At 71.6% G+C, this 20,037-nt stretch carries 20 protein-coding genes; 8 read left to right on the forward strand and 12 right to left on the reverse strand.

Annotated features, from left to right (window positions below):
* Window position 1: 1 nt before the first annotated feature.
* Both ACG04Q_RS21180 and ACG04Q_RS21185 read right to left on the reverse strand, forming a co-directional pair.
* Window positions 2-730: a GntR family transcriptional regulator gene (locus tag ACG04Q_RS21180; RefSeq protein ID WP_394513374.1), complete on the reverse strand. Its 729-nt coding sequence runs from the start codon at window positions 728-730 to the stop codon at window positions 2-4.
* Window positions 727-1,608: a glucosamine kinase nucleotide-binding domain-containing protein gene (locus tag ACG04Q_RS21185; RefSeq protein ID WP_394513375.1), complete on the reverse strand. Its 882-nt coding sequence runs from the start codon at window positions 1,606-1,608 to the stop codon at window positions 727-729. The genes ACG04Q_RS21180 and ACG04Q_RS21185 overlap by 4 nt, the downstream gene beginning before the upstream one ends.
* Window positions 1,609-1,778: 170 nt before the next feature.
* On the opposite strand from ACG04Q_RS21185, the gene ACG04Q_RS21190 reads away from it, so the two are divergent.
* The gene (locus ACG04Q_RS21190) at window positions 1,779-3,263 is read left to right on the forward strand and encodes an ATP-binding protein (protein WP_394513376.1); all 1,485 of its coding nucleotides are present in this window, start codon (window positions 1,779-1,781) and stop codon (window positions 3,261-3,263) included.
* Between the two features lie 233 nt (window positions 3,264-3,496).
* On the opposite strand, the gene ACG04Q_RS21195 is transcribed toward ACG04Q_RS21190, so the two are convergent.
* Both ACG04Q_RS21195 and ACG04Q_RS21200 read right to left on the reverse strand, forming a co-directional pair.
* Entirely contained in the window at window positions 3,497-4,264 is a 768-nt protein-coding gene (locus ACG04Q_RS21195) for a TIGR03915 family putative DNA repair protein (protein ID WP_394513378.1), read from the reverse strand.
* The gene (locus ACG04Q_RS21200) at window positions 4,264-5,514 is read right to left on the reverse strand and encodes a putative DNA modification/repair radical SAM protein (protein ID WP_394513379.1); all 1,251 of its coding nucleotides are present in this window, start codon (window positions 5,512-5,514) and stop codon (window positions 4,264-4,266) included. Before ACG04Q_RS21200 ends, ACG04Q_RS21195 begins: the two co-directional genes overlap by 1 nt.
* A 132-nt stretch (window positions 5,515-5,646) precedes the next feature.
* Between ACG04Q_RS21200 and ACG04Q_RS21205 the strand changes: the two genes are divergently transcribed.
* Together ACG04Q_RS21205 and lplT are read left to right on the forward strand one after the other, a co-directional pair.
* Complete coding sequence (locus tag ACG04Q_RS21205; protein WP_394513381.1) at window positions 5,647-7,728, forward strand: catalase; 2,082 nt, start codon at window positions 5,647-5,649, stop codon at window positions 7,726-7,728.
* A gap of 51 nt (window positions 7,729-7,779) precedes the next feature.
* Window positions 7,780-9,048, forward strand: coding sequence for a lysophospholipid transporter LplT (gene lplT / locus ACG04Q_RS21210; protein ID WP_394513382.1), 1,269 nt, complete (start codon window positions 7,780-7,782; stop codon window positions 9,046-9,048).
* Window positions 9,049-9,063: 15 nt separating this feature from the next.
* Here lplT and ptsP read toward each other — a convergent pair whose 3' ends face one another.
* The gene (gene ptsP, locus ACG04Q_RS21215; RefSeq protein ID WP_394513729.1) at window positions 9,064-10,842 is read right to left on the reverse strand and encodes a phosphoenolpyruvate--protein phosphotransferase; all 1,779 of its coding nucleotides are present in this window, start codon (window positions 10,840-10,842) and stop codon (window positions 9,064-9,066) included.
* Between the two features lie 118 nt (window positions 10,843-10,960).
* On the opposite strand from ptsP, the gene ACG04Q_RS21220 reads away from it, so the two are divergent.
* The gene (locus ACG04Q_RS21220; protein ID WP_394513384.1) at window positions 10,961-11,764 is read left to right on the forward strand and encodes a GNAT family N-acetyltransferase; all 804 of its coding nucleotides are present in this window, start codon (window positions 10,961-10,963) and stop codon (window positions 11,762-11,764) included.
* A gap of 12 nt (window positions 11,765-11,776) precedes the next feature.
* On the opposite strand, the gene ACG04Q_RS21225 is transcribed toward ACG04Q_RS21220, so the two are convergent.
* The 3 genes from ACG04Q_RS21225 to ACG04Q_RS21235 are packed head-to-tail and all read right to left on the reverse strand — an operon-like array spanning window position 11,777 to window position 12,944.
* Window positions 11,777-12,046 carry an HPr family phosphocarrier protein gene (locus tag ACG04Q_RS21225; protein ID WP_394513386.1) on the reverse strand — a complete coding sequence of 90 codons (270 nt, stop codon included), beginning with the start codon at window positions 12,044-12,046 and terminating at the stop codon, window positions 11,777-11,779.
* On the reverse strand, window positions 12,043-12,441 hold the full coding sequence (locus ACG04Q_RS21230) for a PTS sugar transporter subunit IIA (RefSeq protein ID WP_394513387.1): 399 nt from the start codon (window positions 12,439-12,441) through the stop codon (window positions 12,043-12,045). The genes ACG04Q_RS21225 and ACG04Q_RS21230 overlap by 4 nt, the downstream gene beginning before the upstream one ends.
* 11 nt (window positions 12,442-12,452) lie before the next feature.
* Window positions 12,453-12,944 (reverse strand): hypothetical protein, encoded by a 492-nt coding sequence (locus ACG04Q_RS21235; RefSeq protein ID WP_394513389.1) that lies wholly within the window; start codon window positions 12,942-12,944, stop codon window positions 12,453-12,455.
* Window positions 12,945-12,982: 38 nt separating this feature from the next.
* On the opposite strand from ACG04Q_RS21235, the gene ACG04Q_RS21240 reads away from it, so the two are divergent.
* The 3 genes from ACG04Q_RS21240 (at window position 12,983) to ACG04Q_RS21250 (ending at window position 16,033) form a co-directional block, all read left to right on the forward strand.
* On the forward strand, window positions 12,983-14,221 hold the full coding sequence (locus ACG04Q_RS21240) for a CaiB/BaiF CoA transferase family protein (protein WP_394513391.1): 1,239 nt from the start codon (window positions 12,983-12,985) through the stop codon (window positions 14,219-14,221).
* Between the two features lie 209 nt (window positions 14,222-14,430).
* Window positions 14,431-15,531: a hypothetical protein gene (locus ACG04Q_RS21245; protein WP_394513393.1), complete on the forward strand. Its 1,101-nt coding sequence runs from the start codon at window positions 14,431-14,433 to the stop codon at window positions 15,529-15,531.
* A 22-nt stretch (window positions 15,532-15,553) separates the two neighbouring features.
* On the forward strand, window positions 15,554-16,033 hold the full coding sequence (locus ACG04Q_RS21250; RefSeq protein WP_394513394.1) for a TlpA disulfide reductase family protein: 480 nt from the start codon (window positions 15,554-15,556) through the stop codon (window positions 16,031-16,033).
* Here ACG04Q_RS21250 and lipA read toward each other — a convergent pair.
* Together lipA and lipB are read right to left on the reverse strand one after the other, a co-directional pair.
* The gene (lipA, locus tag ACG04Q_RS21255; protein WP_394513395.1) at window positions 16,030-16,992 is read right to left on the reverse strand and encodes a lipoyl synthase; all 963 of its coding nucleotides are present in this window, start codon (window positions 16,990-16,992) and stop codon (window positions 16,030-16,032) included. The two genes, ACG04Q_RS21250 and lipA, sit on opposite strands and share 4 nt — an antisense overlap.
* A 2-nt stretch (window positions 16,993-16,994) precedes the next feature.
* Window positions 16,995-17,663 (reverse strand): lipoyl(octanoyl) transferase LipB, encoded by a 669-nt coding sequence (lipB, locus tag ACG04Q_RS21260; RefSeq protein ID WP_394513397.1) that lies wholly within the window; start codon window positions 17,661-17,663, stop codon window positions 16,995-16,997.
* A gap of 57 nt (window positions 17,664-17,720) precedes the next feature.
* Between lipB and ACG04Q_RS21265 the strand changes: the two genes are divergently transcribed.
* On the forward strand, window positions 17,721-18,347 hold the full coding sequence (locus ACG04Q_RS21265; RefSeq protein WP_394513398.1) for a tetratricopeptide repeat protein: 627 nt from the start codon (window positions 17,721-17,723) through the stop codon (window positions 18,345-18,347).
* Here the strand turns inward: ACG04Q_RS21265 and ACG04Q_RS21270 are convergent, their stop codons facing one another.
* Both ACG04Q_RS21270 and ACG04Q_RS21275 read right to left on the reverse strand, forming a co-directional pair.
* The gene (locus tag ACG04Q_RS21270; protein WP_394513400.1) at window positions 18,348-18,632 is read right to left on the reverse strand and encodes a DUF493 family protein; all 285 of its coding nucleotides are present in this window, start codon (window positions 18,630-18,632) and stop codon (window positions 18,348-18,350) included. It abuts the gene before it with no gap.
* A gap of 243 nt (window positions 18,633-18,875) precedes the next feature.
* Window positions 18,876-20,033: a D-alanyl-D-alanine carboxypeptidase family protein gene (locus ACG04Q_RS21275; protein WP_394513402.1), complete on the reverse strand. Its 1,158-nt coding sequence runs from the start codon at window positions 20,031-20,033 to the stop codon at window positions 18,876-18,878.
* Window positions 20,034-20,037 lie beyond the last annotated feature (4 nt).

A 20,037-nucleotide genomic window follows, 5' to 3' on the forward strand; every position in this document is an offset into this window, starting at 1 on the left:
GTCAGTCCCTGCGCATCTCGGCGACGAAGTCGTAGTAGTCGCTGCGGCAGTAGGAATGCGTCAGCTCGACGGCCTGGCCCGAGGACAGGTAACCCACGCGGGTGATGAACAGCACGGCGGCGCCTAACGGCACTTCCAGCAGACCGGCCAGCTTCGCGTCCGCATTCAGCGCGCGGATGTGCTGCAGCGCGCGCACCGGGGCGCGGTCGCCCAGGTGGGTGTACAGCGACGCCTCGACCTTCTGCGGATCGGGCAGCACGCTCTGCGGCAGCACGCTCACCTCGTAGGCCATGACGACAGAGTCCGCCAGCCGCAGCCGTTCCAGCCGCGCGACGCGCTCGCCGCTCTTCAGTTCCAGCGACAGCTGCTCGTCCGGCGCCGCCGGCGTGAAGCCGCGCAGCAGCCAGCGCGAGCCCGGCACGAAGCCGCGCTGGTGCAGCTCTTCGGAGAAGCTGGTCAGGCGCGTCAGCGGCTGCTCCAGCTTGGGCGCGATGTAGTTGCCCGAGCCGCGCTTGCGGATGATGAGGCCCTGCTCCACGAGCCGGTCGATGGCCTTGCGCGCGGTCACGCGCGACAACTCCAGCTGCTCGGCCAGCACGCGCTCGCTGGGCAGTGCCTCGTCGGCATGGAACACGCCGTCACGGATGGCCGTGGCCAGGCTCTGCGCCAGCTGCATGTACAGCGGCGAGGCCGCGTTGGGATCAGCCTTGAAGTCGAAAACTGCGCTCATGCGGTGATGGTTCTTTGTTGTTGAATCAGCCAGAGCGCGCCGGCAACGGCATCGCCCTGGGGTTCGACACGGCGGGACTGCAAGGCCGCGCTCAAGCGTGGCGCCAGGCGCAACGCGATGCTGCCGGCCAGCGCCAGCGGCAGGGTGGGATGCAGGGACAGTGCCAGTTGGTCCAGCGCACGGGCGCCGGCATCGAGCAGGGCCGCCGCGGCGGGGTCACTGGCCTCGCTCTCAAACACCAGCCGGGCCAGGCTGGCATAGCCACCCTGCCCGGCCTGGGCGCAGTAGGCCAGCAGTTCTTCGCGGGTGGGGCCCGTCACGGCGTAAACGCTGTCAGCCAGCGTGCCGCGCGGCGCACGGTTGTCATAGGCGGCCTGCGCCACCTTCATGGCCTGCTGGCCCAGCCAGGCGCCGCTGCCTTCATCGCCGATCTGCCAGCCCCAGCCGCCGGTCATGCGGTGCGAGCCGTCTTCCAGCAGCGCCTCGGCCACCGAGCCGGTGCCCGAGATCAGCAGCCCGCCCGGCCGGCCGCCGTGCGCGCCCAGCAGGCCGGCAAAACCGTCGGTGACGAGCGCCAGCCTCGCCACACCCGGATCGGCCGCCACGAAACCCTGCAGCTGCGCCGGCACGCCGGTGCCCGACAAACCCAGGCCGAGCGCACAATCCCGCAGCTGCAAACCCGGCACGCCGGCACGTGCGATGGCCTCGGCGATATGCCGCCAGGCCTGTTCCACGCCCTGGTTCAGCGCCGACGCGCCGGACTCGCCGCGGCCCAGCACCCGGCCATCGGCATCCGCCACCAGCGCACGCGTGCTGGTACCGCCACCGTCGATGCCGACCCACCAGCGTGCGGGCCGACCGGAGTCGCGGAAAGTCACAAGTGAGGGATCGAGGGCAAGCGGCATGGTCGACGGGAATCAGTCGATACCACTCTAATACCAACGACAGGGGTCGTCAATTGGTTTTAAACTGGTCTGCGGCCACTCAAGTAGGCTACGGACCGGCCCCAGGACGGGTTTGGCAAGCGCCCGGATGAACAAGAATACCAGTGAGAAACCAACCAGACGCCGCCGCCGTGTTCACGCTACAACCTGCCGCCAGTGATGCGCTGGCCGACCTGCTGGGCCGCATCGCCCGTGTGGCGCATCGCCACCCCGCGCTGGCCGACCGGCTGCTGGAGCGCCTGAGCGCCCAGTCGTTCGCGGCCGGCGACACCGCTGTCGGCGCCGACGCGCTGTACGCCCGCTTTGGCCTGCTGGAGCCGCGCGGCCGCGCGCTGGAGCTGCTGCCGGCACTGGAGCAGGCCGGCGCGCTGGCCGCGGCGGGGCACTTTCCCGTGCAGGCCGCGCGCGTGTGCGAGGCGCTGGGCCGCATCGCCTATCAACAGGGCGAGTACCAGCTTGCCAGCGAGCAATGGTCGCGGGCGCTGGACCTCGCCGAGGTCAGCGGCCACCTGCAGACCGGCGTCGCCGCGCGCATCGGCCTGGGCCAGATCCACTACGCGCAGGCCGACTGGGCCCGCGGCCTGCGCCAGATGCGCGACGCCGCCGAGCATCTGGCCGGCACGGATGACAGCTACCTCGCCGCCAAGCTGGCCCTGAACATCGGCGTCGGCAGCTTCGAGACCGGCGACCTGCCGGCCGCGGAGCGCCACTTCAGCCACGGCCTGGCCGCGGCGCGGCGCGGTCAGCACCGCGTGTTCGAGGCCGAGGCGCACTGGCACCTGGCCCGCGCCGCGCTGGCCCGCCAGCGCATGGATTGGGCCGTGGCCGACTGCCGCCTGGCGCTGGACATCGCGGCGCGCCAGGGCTACCCCTGGCTCGAAGCGGCCGCCAGCCGCACCTGGACCGAGATTGCGCTGGCCCGCGGCGACAACGCCGCCGCCGTGCGCTCCACGCGCCACGGCCTGGCGCTGGCGCAGCGCATCCAGGCCCGCGCCCAGGCCCGCCAGGCCCACCTGCAACTGGCCCAGCTGCTGCAGGCCGAGGGCGACGCGCCCGGCGCGCTGGACCACCTCTGGCAACACCTGGCCCTGCAGTCCGAGATCGAGCGGCTCTCCCTGCCCGCGCGCACCACGCTGGCGGCGCCGCCGGCCGAGGAAGGCGGCGCCCCGCTGACGCCCGAGGAGTTGCTGCTGCACCTGTGCGGCCAGCGCCAGCGCCTGGCCACGCTGCCGCCCACGGAGGCGCTGGCCGAGCTGAAGGCGGCGAGCGCCCGCATCCTGGGCCTGGCCAGCGTCATCCGCTGGCCGCTGGGCCCTGGCGGCCTCACCCCGGAGGCCCAACCGCGCTACCTGGACCTGCTGACCCGCCACGGCGCCCCGCTGGCACTGCCCGACGCCGCGCTGCACCCCTGCCACGCCGAACTGGCCGGCCTGGCCGGCGCCGCCGAGGCGCGCATCGAGGTGCCGCTGTACGACGGCGCCCAGTTGGCCGGCGCGCTGTGGCTGGTGGACGCCCGCGCCACGCGCGCGTGGACGCGGCAGGAGCTGCTGATCGCGAGCCAGCTCGCCTTGTTATTCGAAAAAGGCTGACGAGCCCCTCGCCCAGCCGCGCATCGCTGAACGCGAGCGCGTCTGGTCGGGACCGCGCAGCGGCCAGCGGCCGCTGCGCTTCGGCAGGCACATCGAGCCCACTGGGCTTAATGTGTCCGGCCGAAGCCCCCGAGGGGACGGCGATTGACCGGCCATCGAGCCCGGTCAACATCGCCCGACGGGCCGGCTTGGGGCGGCCCGGCGCTCGGCCCGAACATGCTCGACGGCGTACCTCACACGCCGCGCATGCGCCCCTCGCGCCGCGGCGCATCCTTGATGAGTTCGCTGATCAGCTGCGTCTCCGGCATCTGCGCCCAGTAGCGCACCGGCATCTCCTTCTTCATTGCCGCCACCTTGACGCGGGCCGGGTTGAAGATGCTGCGGTAGTAGGTCAGCCACAGCGCCTCGCCGGCGTCTTCGGGTGGCGCGTCCTCGCGGCTCGCGGGGCCGGCGCCGGTGAGGCGCTGGCCGTCCCAGTGCAGGCAGCCCAGCGGCGTCAGGATGGCCCAGGCGTGCTGCGCGAAGCGGTCCACGAAGAACGGCGCCGCCGCCCGCAGCACGTGGTGCACCGGCTCGAACCAGGCCACGTGCCGCCGGCCGCCCGGCGCCTGCGCGTCGGCCACCTCGCGGAAGCGCACGAAGGCATGCATCTTGTGGATCTCGCGGCCCACCTGGCGGGCCATGGACTGCAGCCGGCGGCGGTCGGCGTCCAGCACGTCGGCCCACAGCCCTTGCTCGTGCTGCAGGCGGCGCGCAAAGGCCAGCAGGCGCGCGTAGCGGTCGTCGTCGGCATGCATGGCCACCGCCCGGCCCAGGGCGTCCCAGCCGGCGGGCGGGCGCCATGCGGTGGCCTCGCCGGCCTCCGTCGCGGCCCACTCGCCGAACAGGCCGGCCTGCATGCCCACGTCATGCGTCCAGCCGGCGTCGTCACCCGCGAGCAGCGCGGGCAGCTGCGCGGCAAAACCGTCCCAGTCCGCCGGGTAGCGCAGCGGCAGCTGCATCAGAACAGCGCCGCCTGTTGCGGCGCCGCCGCGGGCCGCGCCAGCGCCTGCAGGTCGGCGGGGCGGGGGCGGTGGTCCACCGCGACGACGAAGGGCAGCGCCTTGCGCGCCAGCGGGCCCAGCGACAGCAGGTCGGCACGGCGCAGCCGGCGGTGCTGGCGGGCGGCCAGCAGCTTGTCCACCGAGCCCACGCCCAGCCCCGGCACGCGCAGCAGCTGCTCGCGCGGCGCGTGGTCCACGTCCAGCGGGAACTGCGCCGGGTGGGCCAGCGCCCAGGCCAGCTTGGGGTCGTGCTGCAGCGACAGGAAGCCCGCGTCGGTGACGATCTCGTCGGCCCGGAAGCCGTAGAAGCGCAGCAGCCAGTCGGCCTGGTAGAGCCGGTGCTCGCGCAGCAGCGGCGCGGCCTGGGCCGGCAGCGCTCGGCTGGCGTGCGGGATGGGGCTGTAGGCCGAGTAGTAGACGCGCCGCAGCCCCTGGCCCGTGTAGAGCCGGCTGGACAGCTGCAGCACGGTGCGGTCGTCGGACGCGTCGGCGCCGACGATGAGCTGCGTGCTCTGCCCGGCCGGCGCGAAGCGCGGCGGCGGCGCGGTGCGCGCGGCCGCGCCGGGCAGCGCGCGCACCGCCTGGGCCTCGCGCTTCGCCTCGCGCGCAGCCTGCAGCCGCAGGTGGATGCGCGACATCGTGCGCTCGATGCCCGCAGCGTCCTTCTCCGGCGCCAGCTGTTGCAGGCTCTGCGCGCTGGGCAGCTCGACGTTGATGGACAGCCGGTCCGCGTAGCGCCCGGCGCGCTCCACCAGCTCGGGCGATGCGTCGGGAATGGTCTTCAGGTGGATGTAGCCCTTGAAATGCTCGTCCTCGCGCAGCCGGCGGGCCACCTCGATGACCTGCTCCATCGTGTAGTCGGGCGTGCGGATGATGCCGCTGGACAGGAACAGCCCCTCGATGACGTTGCGCCGGTAGAACGACAGCGTCAGCTGCACCACCTCGTCGATGCTGAAGCGCGCGCGCTTCACGTCGCTGCTCTTGCGGTTGATGCAGTACAGGCAGTCGTAGACGCACCAGTTCGTCAGCAGCACCTTGAGCAGCGACACGCAGCGCCCGTCCGGCGTGTAGGCGTGGCAGATGCCGTTGCTGGTGGATCCCAGGCTCTTGCCGTCGCGGGAGTTGCGCTTCTCGGTGCCGCTGCTCGCGCAGGAGGCGTCGTATTTGGCCGCGTCGGCCAGGATGGCGAGCTTGTCCTGAACTTCCATGCGGATACTGTAATTGCATACAGCACCGCGAGATGACCCAAGGTGTATCCGGCGCGCCGTCCTACGCCCCGGGTCGGGCCGGCTTCCTAGAGTGCGACGCCAACTGCCGAATCCGGCGAGCCAGGAGTTCCCATGCCCAAGCGCCCCTCCCCCGACCTCCCGCCCCCGGCCCGCCCCGGCACCGGCGGCGAACTGCACCACACGGCGGGCGGCACGCACCCGCCGCTGACGACCAACCAGGGCCTGCCGGTCACGAACAACCAGACCTCGCTGAAGGCCGGCGCGCGCGGCCCGACGCTGCTGGAAGACTTCATCCTGCGCGAGAAGATCACGCACTTCGACCACGAGCGCATTCCCGAACGCATCGTGCATGCGCGCGGCTCGGCGGCGCATGGCGTGTTCGAGCTGCACACGTCGCTGGCCAAGGTCACGACCGCGCGCGTGCTGACCGAGGTGGGCGTGAAGACGCCGGTGTTCACCCGCTTCTCGACGGTGGCCGGCGGTGCCGGCTCGGTGGACACGCCGCGCGACGTGCGCGGCTTCGCGGTCAAGTTCTACACGCCCGAGGGCAACTGGGACCTGGTGGGCAACAACATCCCGGTGTTCTTCATCCAGGACGCGATGAAGTTCCCCGACCTCATCCACGCCGTGAAGATGGAGCCGGACCGCGGCTTCCCGCAGGCCGCCTCGGCGCACGACACGTTCTGGGACTTCATCTCGCTGATGCCCGAGAGCCTGCACATGGTGATGTGGGCCATGAGCGACCGCACGCTGCCACGCTCGCTGCGCTTCATGGAGGGCTTCGGCATCCACAGCTTCCGGCTCGTGGACGCGCGGGGCCGCAGCAGCTTCGTCAAGTTCCACTGGCGCCCGGTGCTGGGCCTGCAGAGCACGCTGTGGGACGAGGCCGTGCAGCTGGCCGGCGCCGACCCCGACGCGCACCGCCGCGACCTGTGGACGGCCATCGAGGACGGCCGCTTCCCCGCCTGGGACCTGGCCGTGCAGCTGTTCACCGAGGCCGACGCCGCAGCCTTCCCGTTCGACCACCTGGACCCCACCAAGCTCATCCCCGAGGACCTGGTGCCGCTGCAGGTCATCGGCCGCATGACGCTGAACCGCAACCCGGCCAACCATTTCGCCGAGAACGAGCAGGTCGCCTACTGCCCCGCCAACCTGCCGCCGGGCGTGGACTTCTCCAACGACCCGCTGCTGCAGGGCCGCCTCTTCAGCTACCTGGACACGCAGCTGTCGCGACTGGGCACGCCCAACTTCGACCAGCTGCCCATCAACGCGCCCAAGTGCCCGTTCCACACGCAGACCCGCGACGGCCACATGCAGACCCGCGTGCCCACCGGCCGCGTGGCCTACGAGCCCAGCAGCCTGCAGCCCGACGCGCCTTACGAGGCGCCGCGCGGCTTTGCGAGCGTGGCGGCGCCCGGCGAACCGGACGCCAAGGGCCGCGTGCGGCCGGAGAGCTTTGCCGACCACTACAGCCAGGCGCGCCAGTTCTTCCACAGCCAGAACGCGCTGGAGCAGGCCCACATTGCCGCCGCGCTGGTGTTCGAGCTGAGCAAGGTGGAGACGCCCGCGGTGCGCGAGCGCATGGTGGGCCATCTGCGCGTGGTGGATGCCGACCTGGCGCGGCGCGTCGCCACCGGGCTGGGCCTGACCGCGCTGCCGCCGGCCGCCAGGCCCGCCGTGCCGGTGCAGGATCTGCCGCCCTCGCCGGCGCTGGGCCTGATCGACAAGACGCCGCCCTCGCTGCAGGACCGCTGCGTCGCCATCGTCTACAGCGACGACTCCGACGCGCGCCGCCTGGCCGCCGTGGACAAGGCGCTGCGCAAGGCCGGCGCCAAGGTGCAGAAGCTGGCGCCGCGCATCGGCGGCGCCACGCTCAGCGACGGCACGCACCAGCCGGCCGACGCCCGGCTGGCCGGCAGCCCGGCGGCGGCGTTCGACGCGGTCGCGCTGGTGCTGTCGTCCGCGGCCGCGCAGCAGCTCGCGCAGGACGACACCGCAGCCACCTTCGTGCGCCAGGCCTATGCCCACCTGAAGGCCATCGGCCACGACGACGGCGGCCAGATGCTCGTGGAGGCGCTGCACCTCGTGGCGGACGACAGCGTCTGCGCACTGGACGGCAAGGCGCAGGCCTTCGTCGCGGCGGCCGCCACGCGGCAGTGGGACCGCGAGGAGCGCATCCACCCGCTGCCCTGACGGCCCCGTCGTCATCGGCCTTTCACGCGGCGCCGCCACAGTGCGGCGCCCGTGCATGCCACGACCTCCCCCACCGCCGCGCCTGGCCGCGCCGCCGCGCTGCCACCGGGCTTCGGCCTCGTCATCGGCGCACAGTTCGCATCGGCGCTGGCCGACAACGCGCTGCTCATCGTCGCCATCGCGCTGCTGATCGAGCAGGGCTTCGCGCCCTGGTGGGCGCCGCTGCTGAAGGTGGGCTTCATGGCCGCCTACGTGGTGCTGGCACCGTGGGTGGGGCCGCTGGCCGACGCCTTCGCCAAGGGCCGCGTGATGGCGGCCATGAACCTCGTCAAGATCGCCGGTCTGGCGCTGATGGTGCTGGGCCTGCACCCGGTGGCCGCGCTGGCCGTCGTGGGCCTGGGCGCGGCGGCCTATGCGCCGGCCAAGTACGGTCTCATCACCGAGCTGGCCGCGCCCGAGGCGCTGGTGAAGGCCAATGGCTGGATCGAGATCACCGTCGTGTCGGCCGCGCTGCTGGGCGCGGTGCTGGGCGGTCTGCTGGTGAGCCCGCTGTGGCTGGGCTCGCCGCTGGCCTTCCACTGCGACGGCTGGAACCTGCCGGCCGACAAGCTGACCGGCTCGCTGGCCGCGCTGCTGCTGATCTATGCGCTGAGCAGCGCGCTGAACGCCGGCATTCCCGACAGCGGCCGGCGCCAGCGCAGCGCGTCGCACGACGCCGCGGCGCTGCTGCGCGAATTCCGCGCCGCCAACCGCACGCTGTGGCGCGACCGCGAGGGCGGCCTGTCGCTGGCCGCGACGACGCTGTTCTGGGGCGTGGGCGCGACGCTGCAGTTCGCCGTGCTGCGCTGGGCCGGCGAGGCGCTGGCGCTGCCGCTGAGCCAGGCGGCCTACCTGCAGGCGGCGGTGGCGGTGGGCGTCATCGCCGGTGCCGGCGCGGCCGGCCGCTGGCTGGCGCTGCACCAGGCGCGGCACGGGCTGTGGGCCGGCGTGGCGCTGGGGCTGCTGATGCCGGTGGTCGCGCAGATCCACGACGTCGCGCTGGCCGCCGCCGTGCTGGGCCTGGTGGGCGCCGTGGGCGGCGCGATGGTGGTGCCGCTGAACGCGCTGCTGCAGCACCGCGGCGCCACGCTGCTGAGCGCGGGGCGCTCCATCGCCGTGCAGGGCTTCAACGAGAACCTCAGCGTGCTGGCGATGCTGGCCGTCTACGCGGGCTGCGAGGCCGCAGGCGTGCCGATCGGCGTGACGCTGAGCGGGCTGGGCGTGCTGGTGGCGGCGGCCATCCTGGCGCTGATCGGCCTGGACCGGCGCTCGCGCCGCTGACGCGCGCCGCCCGCGTCAGTGAACGGCCGCGCTGCCGCCGCGCGCGGCGGCGAGCTCCTTCTCGGCCGCCGCACGCGGGTCATCGCTGTCGAGCACGCGCGGCAGCGCCAGCGCCAGGCGCTGCGCGTCCGAGCGCAGCACGCGCTGCTTCACGGCCGGAATCTGGGACGGGTGCATGGAGAAGCTGCGCAGCCCCATCGCGAGCAGCAGCTCGGTGAAGTCGGGGTCGCCGGCCATCTCGCCGCAGACGCTGACGCCCTTGCCCGCCGCGCGGGCCTGCGCGATGGACTGCGAGATCAGCTGCAGCACGGCCGGGTGCCAGGGGTCGTAGAGGTGGGCCACGGCCTCGTCGGCGCGGTCGATGGCCAACGTGTACTGGATCAGGTCGTTGGTGCCGATGGAGACAAAGTCCACGTGGCGCAGCAGCAGCGGCAGCATGACGGCGGCGGCGGGGATCTCGATCATGACGCCCAGCTCCACGCGCGTGTACGCGTGGCCGGCGTCGGTCAGCTGCTGCTGCACCTTGCGCAGCGTCTCGATGATCTGCCGCACCTCGGCCAGGTGGGCCACCATCGGGATCAGCAGCCGCACCTTGCCGAAGGCGCTGGCCCGGTAGATGGCGCGCAGCTGCTGGCGGAACATGCTGGGCTCGGCCAGGCTCCAGCGGATGGCGCGCAGGCCCATGGCCGGGTTCAGCACATGCTCGTGGCGCAGCTCGGAGACGCTGAGACGGTCCAGCGGCTTGTCGGCGCCGATATCGACGGTGCGTATCGTCACCGGCATGCCCTTCATCGCCTCGACGGCAGCCTTGTAGGCGACGAACTGCTCCTCCTCGCTGGGCAGCTCGCCGTCGCGGTTCATGAACAGGAACTCGCTGCGGAACAGCCCCACGCCGGTGGCACCGGCGCCGACGGCGGCCTCGGCGTCGGCCGGCAGCTCGATGTTGGCGTGCAGCTCGATGTGCTCGCCGTCCAGCGTGACGGCCGGCGTGTGCCGCAGCCGCGCCAGGCGGGCGCGCTCCAGCTCGCTCTGGCGCTGGCGGAAGCGGTACTCCTCCAGCACGATGGGCGACGGGTTGACGATGACGGTGCCGGCGTCACCGTCGATGATGACCCAGTCGTCCTGCATGATGAGGCGCGACGCCTCGCGGGTGCCGACCACCGCCGGGATGTCCATGCTGCGGGCGACGATGGCCGTGTGCGAGGTCTTGCCGCCGATGTCGGTGATGAAGCCGCGGAACACGCTGCGCTTGAACTGGATCATGTCGGCCGGCGAGATGTCGGCGGCCACCAGCAGCAGCGGGTCCTCGCCGCCGAAGTCGCGCGCGGTGACGGGCACGGCGCCGCCGCCCTCCTCGTGCGTCAGCGCCCCCAGCACGCGCTCGACGACCTGCTCCAGGTCGGCCTTGCGCTCACGCAGGTAGTCGTCCTCCATCTCGTCGAACTGGCGCGCCAGCACCTCCAGCTGGGCCGACAGCGCCCACTCGGCGTTGTAGTGGCGATCGACGATCCACTGCGCGGCGCTGCCGGTCAGCGCCTCGTCGTGCAGCAGCATCAGGTGCACGTCCAGCAGCGCGGCCAGCTCGTGCGGCGCGTCGTCGGGCAGTTCGTCCTTCAGCGTCTGCAGCTCGCGCGCGACGGCATCACGGCCACGCAGCAGGCGGGCGATCTCGGACTGGATCTGATCCGGCGCAACGAAATAGTGCGCCACGTCGACACGGCTGGACGCCACCAGCACCGCGCGGCCGATGGCCACGCCACGCGAGACCGCAATGCCGAACACCTGGAAACTCATCAGCAGCGCCCTTTCGCAGATCGAGCGGCCAATGTAGCCGCTCGCGCCGGCGCCGGGCGTCATGGTTTTTTCATAGGACCTTCACCGCTGCGTCAAGCCGGCCGCCCAGCATGGCGGCATGAACCGCAGCCAAATCGTCACGCAGGCGCTGACGCACGCCCCCGCCCTGCACCGCGCCGAGCGCGCCACGCCCACCCGCCTCACCGTGAGCTGGGCCGCCAGCGAGTCCGAGGTCCGCGAGGCGCAGGCACTGCGCTACCAGGTCTTCGCCGTCGAGATGGGCGCCCGCCTGCCGACGCCTCGCCATGCGCCGGCCGGGCTGGACGTGGACCTGTTCGACGCCTACTGCGAGCACCTGCTGGTGCGCGCGGCCGGTGAGGACGGCGAGCCCGGCCCCGTCGTCGGCACCTACCGCGTGCTGACGCCGGCGGCGGCCAAGCGCGCCGGCGGCCTGTACAGCGACACCGAATTCGACCTGACCCGGCTGCGCAACCTGCGCTCACGCGTCGCCGAGATCGGCCGCTCCTGCGTGCACGCCGACCACCGCAGCGGCGGCGCCATCATTGCGCTGTGGGGCGCACTGGCCGAGTTCATGGCCCGCAACGGTCTGGACACCGTCATCGGCTGCGCCAGCGTCAGCATGCGCGATGGCGGCCATTTCGCGGCCAGCCTGTGGAAGCAGATCGCCGCGACCCACCTCGCGCCCATCGACTGCCAGGTGCGCCCGCGCCTGCCGCTGCCCATCGCCCACCTGCGCCAGGACCTGGTGGTGGAGCCGCCGGCGCTGATCCGCGGCTACCTGCGCTGCGGCGCCAGGCTGATGGGCGAGCCCGCGTGGGACCCCGACTTCAACACCGCCGACCTGCCGCTGCTGCTGCGCACGGCGGACCTGCCGGCCCGTTTCAGGCGGCTGGCGGGCTGAGCCTGACCAGGCTCACTGCCCCTCGCCGAACTTGTCGTTGACCAGGGCGGTGATCGCGTCCTGCGCGGCCTGCTCGTCCTCGCCATCGGTCTCCAGCTCCACCGTGGCGCCCAGCCCGGCGGCCAGCATCATGACGCCCATGATGCTCTTGGCGTTCACGCGCCGGCCGTTGCGGCTCATGAAGACGTCGCACTTGAAGCTGCCGGCCAGCTTGGTCAGCTTGGCCGAGGCGCGCGCGTGGAGACCCAGCTTGTTGCTGATGGTGAGGGTGGAGGTGATCATTCGTCGGGGGGCAAGGGGGGCGTGGCGACGATGCCGGTGACCGCGCCCTGCATGGCCCGGCGGGCCAGCTCGGTCAAGGGCTTCTGGCTGGCGTAGCACAGCGTGCGCCACAGCATGGGCACGCTGACGCCGGTGAGCACCTGCACCCGCTCGCCCGCCAGGCGCTGGGCGCCGTTGCAGGGCGTGGCGCCGAAGACGTCGGTCAGCACCAGCCACTCGGGCTGGCCGGCCTGGGCCATCAGCGCACGGGCGGCCGCTTCGACATCCTCGGCGCACTGGCCGGGATGCACGTCCAGCACCGCCAACGTCGGCGCGCAGTCGGGAAAGGTGTGCTCGGCCACCTGCCGCAGCGCGGAGGCCAGCGGCGCGTGGGCGATCACGAGCAGGTTGGGCATGGGGCGCGATGTTAGCGGGCGGGCTCGACGCGCAGCCCGGCGATGAACGCTTCCCATGCCGGCGCGTCGTCCCGCGCGCCCGACATCACCGCCTGGTAGACCCGGCCGCCATGCGCAAACACCGCCACGCGGGTGGCCGCGCCGTCGCCGCCCAGGCGGTGCTGGCCCGCCTCGGGCAGCGGCGTCATGCCGGCCACCTGCAGCGGCTGCGCCGGTGGCAGCGGCTGGCCCAGCTTGGCGGCCAGCGCCTGCGCCATGGCCTTCAGCGCGGCGCCGGCCTGCGCGGCGTCCGGCGTGTCGGCCCACGACAGCGCAAAGCGGCTGCCGGCCGCCTCGCACTGCACCAGCCCCATGCCGGCGCGCTGCTCGACGTCGGGCTTGCACGGGAACAGCGCCACCGCACCCGACTGCGCCGGCCGCACCTCGCGCCAGTTCAACGCCGGCTGGCAGGCGGCCAGCAGGCCGAGCATTAGGGCAAATCCGGCGACGAAGCGATGAGGCATCGCCGAATTATCGACAGCCGCCCCCTGACAATTCCGTGATGCAAAAACTGCCAACTCCACAAGCGCTGGCGGGCGTGCGCGTGCTGGACCTCTCACGCGTGCTGGCCGGCCCCTGGTGCACCCAGACGCTGGCCGACCTCGGCGCCGACGTCATCAAGATCGAACGCCCCGGCAGCGGGGACGACACGCGCGCCTGGGGGCCGCCCTATCTGAAGGACGCCGACGGCCAGGACACGTCCGAGGCCGCCTACTTCCTCGGCGCCAACCGCAACAAGCGCTCGCTGGCGGTGGACCTGGCCACGCCCGAGGGTCAGGCCATCGTGCGCAAGCTGGCCGGCCAGGTGGACGTGCTGGTGGAGAACTTCAAGGTGGGCGACCTGGCCCGCTACGGGCTGGACGCGCCAAGCCTGCTGGCCGAGCACCCCGGCCTGGTGATCTGCTCCATCACCGGCTTCGGCCAGACGGGCCCCTATGCCGAGCGCGCCGGCTACGACTACGCCGTGCAGGGCATGGGCGGGCTGATGAGCGTGACCGGCGAGCGCGACGACCTGCCCGGCGGCGGCCCGCAGAAGGTCGGCGTGGCCGTGGCCGACCTGTTCACCGGCATGTACGCCACCGTCGCCATCCTGGCCGCGCTGCGCCACCGCGACGCCACCGGCCAGGGCCAGGTCATCGACATGGCCTTGTTCGACACGCAGCTGGCGATGCTCGCCAACCTGGGCAGCAACTACCTGTGCAGCGGCAAGGCGCCCGGCCGCATGGGCAATGCGCACCAGAACATCGTGCCCTACCAGGTGTTCGAGGCCAGCGACGGCCACCTGATCCTGGCCGTCGGCAACGACCGCCAGTTCGCCAAGTTCTGCGACATCGCCGGCCACCCAGCCTGGGCGACGGACCCGCGCTTCGCCACCAACGCCGAACGGGTGCGCCACCGCGCCGTGCTGGTGCCGCTGCTGGAGGACGCCATCCGCCAGCGCCCGCGCAACGACTGGCTGGCCGCGCTGGAGGCGGCCAAGGTGCCCTGCGGCTCCATCAACTCCATCGCCGAGGCGCTGGCCGACCCTCAGGCGCAGGCGCGCGGCGCCGTCGTCGGGCTGGAGCACCCGCTGACGCCCGGTCTGCGCCTGGTGGCCAGTCCCATGAAGCTGTCGGCCACGCCGGTGCAGTACCGGCACGCGCCGCCGCTGCTGGGCCAGCACAGCGACGAACTGCTGCGCGAGGCCGGCTGCAGCGCCGACGACATCGCCGCCTGGCGGGCCGCCGGCGTCATCGCCTGAGTGCGGGCATGGCTGTTGCGAGGGTAAGCCCACCCCTGAACCAAGGGTTTCCACCCGGCTGGGGGATGGAGAAAGGGGCGCCCAGTCCCCAGCATGCGCTTTCATACCGCGGTGGGCCTACAACCTAGAACCATCTGCCGCGGATCTGTATTCCCGGGGTCATGTCCACACCGCCTTCTTCAGCGCCAGTCAGCGCCGCCAACGATGTCATGCCTGAGCCCACGCCAGTGCAGTGGGCCGACATCGTCCAGCAACTGGGCGCCGAGATCGCCGGCCCGCTGAGCGCGGCGCTGGAGCAGATCCAGAACCTCGCCGCCACCGGCCAGATCGACCGCCGCGGCCTGCGCCTGCTGCGCCGCAGCGTCGACGACGCGCGCACCGCCGGCATGCTGGGCCAGCAGCTGGCCCGGCTGGCCTCCGGCCGGCTGCGCCTGAACCGCGAGCGCCAGCACCTGTCGCAGATGCTGCGCAGCGTGCTGGCCCAGCGCAGCCGCGAGACGCAGGCGCGCGGCGTGCAGGTGCGTCAGGCGCTGAAGCCGGTGGAAATCTGGGCCGACGGTGCGCTGCTGTTCGCGCTGCTGAACGCACTGATGGACTGGGCGCTGGCCAACACGCACTCCTCCGTCGACCTGCGGCTGGACCTGACGCCCTGGCCCGTGAAGGCGCGCCTGTCCTGCCGCTTCGCCCACCGCTCGCTGGAGCTGCTGGGCGAGGCGCCCGAGCCGCAGGCCGCGTCGACGGGGTTGGATTCATTGGCCTGGAGGCTGCTGGAGCAGACCGCCCTCACGCTGGGCGTGCTGCCGCTGCGCGAGCAGGAGGCCGGCATCACGCTGCTGACGCTGGAGTTCAACCAGCTCGCCCCCGAAGAGGCGCCGCCGCCCGACAGCACCCACGCCAAGCTGGAAGCCGAGGCCGAGCGGCTGGGCGGCAACTCGCGGCCGCTGGCCGGCTGCCAGGTGCTGATCCTGGCCGCGCACCGCGAGCTGCGCGCCGAGGCGCAGGCGTCGCTGCGCCACATGGGCATGCTGGTGGACGCCGTCGGCAGCGTGGCCGAGGCCGAGCAGTTCTGCCGCGAAGGCCTGCCTCATGTGCTGCTGTTCGACGCGGCGCTGATGGACGAGGCGCTGCTGCAGCTCATCGCCGGCATCAGCCGCGACGCGCCGGACTTCGCCTTCGTCGAGATGTTCGACGGCGAGCACCGCACCCAGCTGTCCACCGCCACCAGCGACGGCGTGGCCCGCATCTCGCGCCGCCACCTGGCCGACGCGCTGCCGTCGCTGCTGATGTTCGAGCTGTCGCGTCGGAATTGACCGGCCTTCTTAGAATGCGGCGATGCTGACCCGCCGCCTCCTCGCCGCCCTCTGCTTTGCCGCGCTGGCCGGCTGCGCCAAGGAGCCGGCGCCCACCGTGAACTACGTGCTGCTGGACGGCAGCAAGGCCAGCTCGCAGCAGTGGGCCGGCAAGGTCATGCTGGTGAACTTCTGGGCCACCAGCTGTGCGACCTGCGTGAAGGAGATGCCGCAGATCATCGCCACGCACGGCAAGTTCAAGGACCGCGGCTTCGACACGCTGGCGGTCGCCATGAGCTACGACCCGCCGGCCTTCGTCGCCCGCTTCGCCGAGACGCGCAAGCTGCCGTTCGGCGTCGCCATCGACAACACCGGCGCCGTGGCCAACGCCTTCGGCCCGGTGCAGATGACGCCGACGACCTTCCTCATCAACAAGCGCGGCGAGATCGTCAAGCGCTACGTCGGCGAGCCCGATTTCGCCGCGTTGCACGGCTTGATCGAGCAGCTGCTGAACGAGGCTTAGGCCGCCGTCGGGTTCAGCACGCCGTGGGCCTGCTGGTCCGCGTGGTAGCTGGAACGCACCATGGCACCCACGGCGGCGTGCGTGAAGCCCAGCTCGTAGGCTTCCTTCTCGAACTGCTTGAAGGCGTCGGGCGTCACGTAGCGGCGCACCGGCAGGTGGTGGCCCGACGGGGCCAGGTACTGGCCGATGGTGATCATGTCGATGTTGTGCGCGCGCATGTCGCGCATCACCTGGCGGATCTCGTCGTCGGTCTCGCCCAGGCCCACCATGATGCCGCTCTTGGTCGGCACGCCCGGCACTTCTTCCTTGAAGCGCTTCAGCAGGTTCAGGCTGAACTCGTAGTCGGAGCCCGGGCGCGCTTCCTTGTACAGGCGCGGCGCGGTTTCCAGGTTGTGGTTCATCACGTCCGGCGGCGCGGCCTTCAGGATGTTCAGCGCGCGGTCGGCGCGGCCGCGGAAGTCGGGCACCAGCACCTCGATCTGCGTCGTCGGGCTCAGCTCGCGCGTCTTGGTGATGCACTCGGCGAAGTGCGCCGCGCCGCCGTCCTTGAGGTCGTCACGGTCGACGCTGGTGATGACGACGTACTTCAGCTTCAGCGCCGCGATGGTCTTGGCCAGGTTCAGCGGCTCGTTCACGTCCAGCGGGTCCGGGCGGCCGTGGCCCACGTCGCAGAACGGGCAGCGGCGCGTGCACTTGTCGCCCATGATCATGAACGTGGCCGTGCCCTTGCCGAAGCACTCGCCGATGTTGGGGCAGGAGGCTTCCTCGCAGACCGTGTGCAACTTGTGCTCGCGCAGGATCTGCTTGATCTCGTAGAAGCGGGTGCTGGGCGAGCCGGCCTTCACCCGGATCCAGTCGGGCTTCTTCAGCACCTCGGCCGGCACGATCTTGATCGGGATGCGCGAAGTCTTGGCCTCGGCTTTTTGCTTCACGCTCGGGTCGTAGGTCGTGTCCGTCATGGTCAGGGAGTCAACTGGGCCGAGAGGCGCTCGGCGAGCCGGCCGGCCGCGGTGGGCCAGTCCGTGAAAACCCCGATTTTATCGAGGGATGTGGTTTCCAGGCCGGGGTAGCCGCAAGGGTTGATGCGCTGGAAGGGTTCCAGGTCCATCGCGACGTTCAGCGCCAGGCCGTGAAACGTGCAGTGGCGGTTGACCTTGATGCCCAAAGCGGCAATCTTGGCCAGCCCCTCGAACGCGTTCGCCGGGTCCACCGGACCGGCCGGCGCGGCATGGCCGCCGGGGTCGGCCGGGCGCACGTAGATGCCCGGCGCGCCGGCCACACGCAGGCCGGTCACGCCGTAGCTGTCCAGCACCTGGATCAGCGCGGTCTCCAGGCGGAACACGTACTCCTTCACGTAGATGCCCAGCCGCCGCAGGTCGATGAGCGGGTAGGCCGTCACCTGGCCGGGGCCGTGGTACGTGACCTGGCCCCCGCGCTCGGTGGGCACGACCGGGATGTCGCCCGGCAGCAGCAGGTGCTCGGGCCTGCCCGCGATGCCTTGCGTGAAGGTGGGCGGGTGCTCGCAGAGCCAGAGTTCATCCGGCGTGTCCGCATTCCGCGTCGCCGTGAAGGCGCGCATGGCCTCCAGCGTGGGCAGGTATTCCACCGGCCCCAGGGTCTTGACGATCATGCGCGGCATCATAGGGACGCCCCGTAAGCCTTTGCCGTCGCTGGCCGACTCACGCCGATGAAGATCCCGCTGATTGCCCTGCTGCTCACCACCTCGCTGGCCCAGGCCGCGCCGATCGACGACGCCATCGCCGCGTATGAAGACGGCCGGTTGAGCGTCGCCGCGAAGGGCTTCACCGCAGCCGCCCGGCGCGGCGAGGCGCTGGGCCAGTTCAACCTGGCCATGATGCATCTGCGCCGCGAGCTGCCCGGCGCGACCGATGCGCAGGCCTGGCGCTGGCTGCAGCGCGCCGCGGCGCAGAAGTTCGCACTGGCCGAGAACGCGCTCGGCGAAATGATCGAGCAGGGCCGCCATGGCAAGCCCGACACCGCGGCGGCGTGCGACTGGTTCGAGCGCGCCGCCGGGCATGGCCATGCCGACGCCGCCCAGGACATCGCCACCTGCTTCTACCTGGGCCGCGGCCGGCCGCAGGACATGACCCAAGCGCATCGCTGGTACCTGGACGCCGCCAAGGCCGGTGACGTCGGCGCGCAGTACCTCGTCGCGTCGATGTTCGAGACCGGGCTGGGCGTGGACGCGGACGCGCGGCTGGCGCGCTACTGGTACGAGGTGGCGGCGAAGAACGGGGATGTGGCCGCCAAGGCCAAGCTCAAGGCGCTGCAGGACGCCGACGCGGCCAGCTGATCAGAGCACCACCTTGACCATCGGATGCGTCGTCAGCGTCCGGTAGATCTCGTCCAGCTGCTCGCGGCTGGTAGCGGTGATGGTGATGGTCAGGCCCAGGTAGTTGCCGCCCTTGCTGGGGCGCTGCTCGATGGTGGCCGCGTCGAAGCCGGGGTCGAACTGGCGCGCGACGTGGGTGATGGCCTCGATGAACCCCTCGACGTGCGCGCCCATCACCTTGATGGGGAACTGCGACGGGTACTCGATGAGCGACTGCTCGGGCGGGATGTCGGGGGGCAGGTTCATGGCTCGGGCCTAGGAACGGTGGTTGAGCGCGGCCGCAGGGGCTGCGATGGCGTGCGCTGGCAAGGCGCGACGACGCTGCGGGCTCGTGCCCGCGAGGAGGAGCAACGCCGCCAGCGTGCGCCATCGCAGGCCAGGCGGGCGTGCAGCGTTCTCACACCGGTGGTGAACGATGCCGTGGGGCGAACAGCGGATGAATGAAGTTGTTGCATGCGCTGGCAAGCGGTCAACCGCCGTTCCTGGGCCTCACTTGATCCACAGGCGGATGGAATCGAACGCGCGGCCGAAGAGGCCGGACACGGGCACGGCCTCCTGCACGATCAGCGGCACCTCGGCCACCGGCGCGCCGGCCGTCGTCGTCACGCGCAGCGTGCCCACGCGCTGGCCCTTGTTCAGCGGCGCGACCAGCGGGTCGGTGTGCTCGACCTGGGTCTGCAGCTTGCTGCCATCGCCGCGCGGCACGGCGACGAAGACGGCATCAGCAGCGCCCAGCTTGACCTCCTTGGACTCGCCCTTCCAGACCGGCACGGTCTTGATGGCTTTGCCGGCATCGAAGATCTTGACGGCGTCGTAGGCGGTGTAGCCCCAGTTCAGCAGCTTCTGGCTTTCGCTGGCGCGCGCGTCCTTGGAGCTGGTGCCCATGACGACGCTCAGCAGCCGGCGCTTGCCGTTCGGGAACTCGCGGTTGGCGCTGGCCACCAGGCAGTAGCCGGCGGCTTCGGTGTAGCCGGTCTTCATGCCGTCCACGGTGGGGTCGCGGCGCAGCAGCAGGTTGCGGTTGTCCTGGCGGATCTTGTTGAAGGTGTAGTCGCGCTGCGAGTAGTAGCCGTAGTGCTCGGGGAAGTCCGCAATGATGCGGGCGGCGATGGTGGCGATGTCGCGCGCACTGGACTTGTGGCCCGGCTCGCTCATGCCGGTCACGTTCTTGAACTCGGTGTTCTTCAGGCCCCAGGCCTGGGCCTGGCGGTTCATCAGCTGCACGAAGCCCTCGACGCTGCCGGCCACGCCCTCCGCCAGCGCCACGGCAGCATCGTTGCCGCTCTGGATGATCAGGCCGCGCAGCAGCTCATCGACCTTGGGCGTCATCGTCGTGTCGATGAACATCAGCGACGGATCGCCCTTGCGCTCGTCCCAGGCGCGCTTGGAGACGGGCAGCGTCTGGTCCAGCGTGAGCTTCTTGTCGCGCAGCGCGTTGAAGACGACATAGGCCGTCATCAGCTTGGTCAGCGACGCCGGGTCCTGCGGCGTGTCGGCATCGCGCTCGGCCAGTGTCTTGTGGGCCGAGAGATCGATCAGCACGTAGTTGCGCGCGGCGATCTCGGGGGGTTGCGGGGCTTGGGCCCAAACGGTCAGCGAGGACGTCGCCAGCACCGCGGCGAGAAAGGAAGCCAGCAGTCGTTTCATCAAT

Origin of the sequence: Pelomonas lactea, assembly GCF_043555885.1 — a bacterium.
Classification (GTDB): Bacteria; Pseudomonadota; Gammaproteobacteria; order Burkholderiales; family Burkholderiaceae_C; genus Pelomonas; species Pelomonas lactea.

Excerpts from the sequence above, each read along its gene's own strand:
- ACG04Q_RS21180 (WP_394513374.1), bottom strand. The coding sequence starts at position 730 with ATGAGCGCAGTTTTCGACTTCAAGGCTGATCCCAACGCGGCCTCGCCG.
- ACG04Q_RS21195 (WP_394513378.1), bottom strand. The coding sequence starts at position 4,264 with ATGCAGCTGCCGCTGCGCTACCCGGCGGACTGGGACGGTTTTGCCGCG.
- ACG04Q_RS21200 (WP_394513379.1), bottom strand. The coding sequence starts at position 5,514 with ATGGAAGTTCAGGACAAGCTCGCCATCCTGGCCGACGCGGCCAAATAC.
- ACG04Q_RS21205 (WP_394513381.1), top strand. The coding sequence starts at position 5,647 with ATGCCCAAGCGCCCCTCCCCCGACCTCCCGCCCCCGGCCCGCCCCGGC.
- ptsP (WP_394513729.1), bottom strand. The coding sequence starts at position 10,842 with ATGAGTTTCCAGGTGTTCGGCATTGCGGTCTCGCGTGGCGTGGCCATC.
- ACG04Q_RS21220 (WP_394513384.1), top strand. The coding sequence starts at position 10,961 with ATGAACCGCAGCCAAATCGTCACGCAGGCGCTGACGCACGCCCCCGCC.
- ACG04Q_RS21225 (WP_394513386.1), bottom strand. The coding sequence starts at position 12,046 with ATGATCACCTCCACCCTCACCATCAGCAACAAGCTGGGTCTCCACGCG.
- ACG04Q_RS21230 (WP_394513387.1), bottom strand. The coding sequence starts at position 12,441 with ATGCCCAACCTGCTCGTGATCGCCCACGCGCCGCTGGCCTCCGCGCTG.
- ACG04Q_RS21235 (WP_394513389.1), bottom strand. The coding sequence starts at position 12,944 with ATGCCTCATCGCTTCGTCGCCGGATTTGCCCTAATGCTCGGCCTGCTG.
- ACG04Q_RS21240 (WP_394513391.1), top strand. The coding sequence starts at position 12,983 with ATGCAAAAACTGCCAACTCCACAAGCGCTGGCGGGCGTGCGCGTGCTG.
- ACG04Q_RS21245 (WP_394513393.1), top strand. The coding sequence starts at position 14,431 with ATGCCTGAGCCCACGCCAGTGCAGTGGGCCGACATCGTCCAGCAACTG.
- ACG04Q_RS21250 (WP_394513394.1), top strand. The coding sequence starts at position 15,554 with ATGCTGACCCGCCGCCTCCTCGCCGCCCTCTGCTTTGCCGCGCTGGCC.
- lipA (WP_394513395.1), bottom strand. The coding sequence starts at position 16,992 with ATGACGGACACGACCTACGACCCGAGCGTGAAGCAAAAAGCCGAGGCC.
- lipB (WP_394513397.1), bottom strand. The coding sequence starts at position 17,663 with ATGATCGTCAAGACCCTGGGGCCGGTGGAATACCTGCCCACGCTGGAG.
- ACG04Q_RS21265 (WP_394513398.1), top strand. The coding sequence starts at position 17,721 with ATGAAGATCCCGCTGATTGCCCTGCTGCTCACCACCTCGCTGGCCCAG.
- ACG04Q_RS21270 (WP_394513400.1), bottom strand. The coding sequence starts at position 18,632 with ATGAACCTGCCCCCCGACATCCCGCCCGAGCAGTCGCTCATCGAGTAC.
- ACG04Q_RS21275 (WP_394513402.1), bottom strand. The coding sequence starts at position 20,033 with ATGAAACGACTGCTGGCTTCCTTTCTCGCCGCGGTGCTGGCGACGTCC.